Annotated in this window: 2 pseudogenes; both read right to left on the reverse strand. The window is 37.0% G+C overall.

The features are described 5' to 3' along the window. A pseudogene (locus CAP47_RS02085) lies at window positions 1–1,658 on the reverse strand (DUF11 domain-containing protein); the annotation flags it as partial. A gap of 139 nt (window positions 1,659–1,797) precedes the next feature. Then, window positions 1,798–2,996, reverse strand: a pseudogene (locus tag CAP47_RS12345) (hypothetical protein); the annotation flags it as partial.

The following is a 2,996-nucleotide window of genomic DNA, read 5'->3' on the forward strand; positions in this document are numbered from 1 at the left end:
TCTACAAGCGAAACCACGCCATTGGCTTGTCCTTCAAAAGCATCTGAACTATTTTCGTTCAAGACAATATTGGAACCATCGAGGGCTTCCACTTGAATATACTGATTGCCCAACAAAAGATTGTTGGCCAAATCGCCCACTAATTTACCCAGGCTTCCACCTAGCAGTCTATCTAAAACATCATCATCATAATTAATACGTACGTAGGTCGTTTTATTAGCAGGAACATTGCCTAAATCCATTTCTATAAAACCTTCTGTTGGACCACTTACTAATAAATTACCAGCATCGGCATAGATAGTAGCATAGGACTCGTTATTACCATCAACTGCGCGTTGTGCGAAGTCCACATTTTCGAAGTCTATAAGCCCACTTGCACAAGTTGGGTTGTCGAACGGATTGTTGGTTGCTGATGGTATAGCTGCGATTAATGGGTTTGGGCATCCTGCGATATCATCATAACGTTGTACGTCATAGATTTTAACCCCATTTCCTAATAAGTTTACGCCAACCGGAGAGTTTAACTTAATCGCAATACGATCAAAAGCCTTGCCTGGAGCAAAAGTTAAAGTAACTGGTTCTCCGCTATCTAATAAAGTTAGTGCGTTTGTATTATTAAGTAAGCTGCTTTGTAATGATCTTCTACTTACTATGGTATTATCTTCGAAAAAGATAATTTCTATAGCCCCCAATAAATCGGTATTTACTAAACCTCCAGAACCTAAAGCTAACTTGATGTTTGCTGTAGTAGTTTCTGCTGAAGTGGTTGGAAAGTAGAAGTATTGTGAAAGCGTACTTGCTACATTTAAATTTAAAACGGAAGAGGATTTTAAACGTGAAAAACTATTTTCATCATTATCTATAGCATTTCCAAGGTTTTGATCGTTTAAATCACCTACTTCCAATCCAATGCCACCACCACCATCGAAAGAAGTGGCAAACGGACGATCGCAGTCATTGCCAATGTCTTCATAATAGAAAGCGTTGTAAATGTCTAATGTTTTTTCAATTCCAAGTCCTAATAACGAGCCAGTTTGGTTAGTAATACGTAATCGGTCGTAATCGCTCGCAGGCCGGATGGCGAGATAGTTATTCCCATCTCCATCTTGTATCAGTTTTACACGATCTGTCCCAAAACCTTGTGTACTTGAACGGGATAATACGGTTGTTCCCCCCATACGGGCATCAATAATAACTTCTTGGTTTCCGATAAGTACATACCCAAGTACATCACCTAAAAGATTACCTAAGCTTCCACCCAAGAGTGCTTTAAAAAGTTCAGAATCTCCTTCCATACGCACATAAGACCAAGTATCTGCAGGTAAAGTTTGTGCGAATTTTAGTTCGATAACTCCTTTGTAAGATCCAAGATCTAAAGCAAGACCTGGAGAAGCTAAAAGCCTAGCATAATTATTATCGTTTGCTAATGCATTATTTGGGTTTTCTACTGTGGGAGCATAACAAGGATTTAAAAGTAATGGGCCACAACCTACTAAAGAAGTCATCTTGTCATTCCCGCTCGTATACGTTACTTCATTCGCCAAAACCTTTGTCTGCGCAACACTCTGTATTGGCATCCAAGCAGTTAAAAGAAGTAAGATTCCTAGAGCCCGCATGGTTTTACTCTGGGAAAATAATTTTCGTAAAGATATATTCATTGTCAAATACTTTCTAGCTTAGGTATAACTCTATAATTCAAGACTATATATTTTAATTCAAATCGTAGCTGCATCCATAGCACTATGTTTATACTCCCTGCAAAAACAGGGAGAATTTTATTTTAAATAATGTTTAGGTTTATGGTGCTACTGTAAACTCGATAATAACTTCGTATTCCCCTGCTGGTAATACTTGGTAGTGGTTACCAATTCCGATATTGAAATCTATATCACTTCCAGTGATAACATGGTCGGTTGTTGAGTTCGTTATCAAGTTTCCGTTTTGATACAGAGAAATAGAAATCACTCCTAATGGTGTCACTGGAAGAGTAACTCCAGAAGTTACTGCAGTATGTGCTCCAATAGTTGTAGTAGTTTTAAAACCAGCTACTGGGTCACCGTTTATGGTATCGCCTGTATAGATAATACTGTTATCTTCGTATTTGTCTCCTAATAAATTTTTCAACTCTTGGAGTTGTGTAGAATTATCAATAAGATTTTGTATTAAAGTCTTAGCAACATCTATAAGTTGTGGATCTCCGTTTACATCAAAATAATACAGTACATCAGTATAATTTTCTGTACCAATCGTCACATCACCAAAAAGCACATTTCCACCTTCATTAAGAATATCATTTATCGTATTTCTTACTTCATTATTATTCTCTATAGCAAAAAGCATATCTTCAGTAATATTAAGATAATCGATACCGTCCTCAGATTCATACTTATAAAGAATTTGACCTGCCACTGTCGGATCTGTCTCTACTGTATCACCATAATTAGGTGTTTCACCATCTGCAGCTATAGAAGCACGTGTTATTTTAGTTTTGGTTTCTAAGTCTGTAACTAAAGTACCTAAATCAATCGTCACATAATCTCCCGTTGATGCGTCATAGTATTGAAAAACCATTTCACCTCCAACTTCTGTATAAATTACATTCCCATCTACTTCAGATGAAATCATTTGGATAATTTCTTCGATTGTCACTTGCTCTCCTTCGTATGTAATTTCTTGCTCAAGGATATATTCGAAATTCTCAACTACATCGCCAACTACATTTATCGCAATAACTCCAGGCTCAGTAACCTCCATGTTTGCTTCTGCATCGGTATTCGCAGTTGGATCTAATGCCATCCAATCTTTAATAGCCTCTTCAGAGAAATAATAGTAAGTAGTAGGAATATCATCTCCATTAGTATCAATATAAGCATCTACTTTACGGATAAACGTATTGGTTTCAAGTTCACTTACTAACTCATCGAGGTTTATTGTTACATAATCTCCCGTTGATGCGTCATAGTATTGAAAAACCATTTCACCTCCAACTTCTGTAT

This window comes from Psychroflexus sp. S27, assembly GCF_002810405.1.
In the GTDB taxonomy this organism is placed as follows: Bacteria; Bacteroidota; Bacteroidia; order Flavobacteriales; family Flavobacteriaceae; genus Psychroflexus; species Psychroflexus halocasei_A.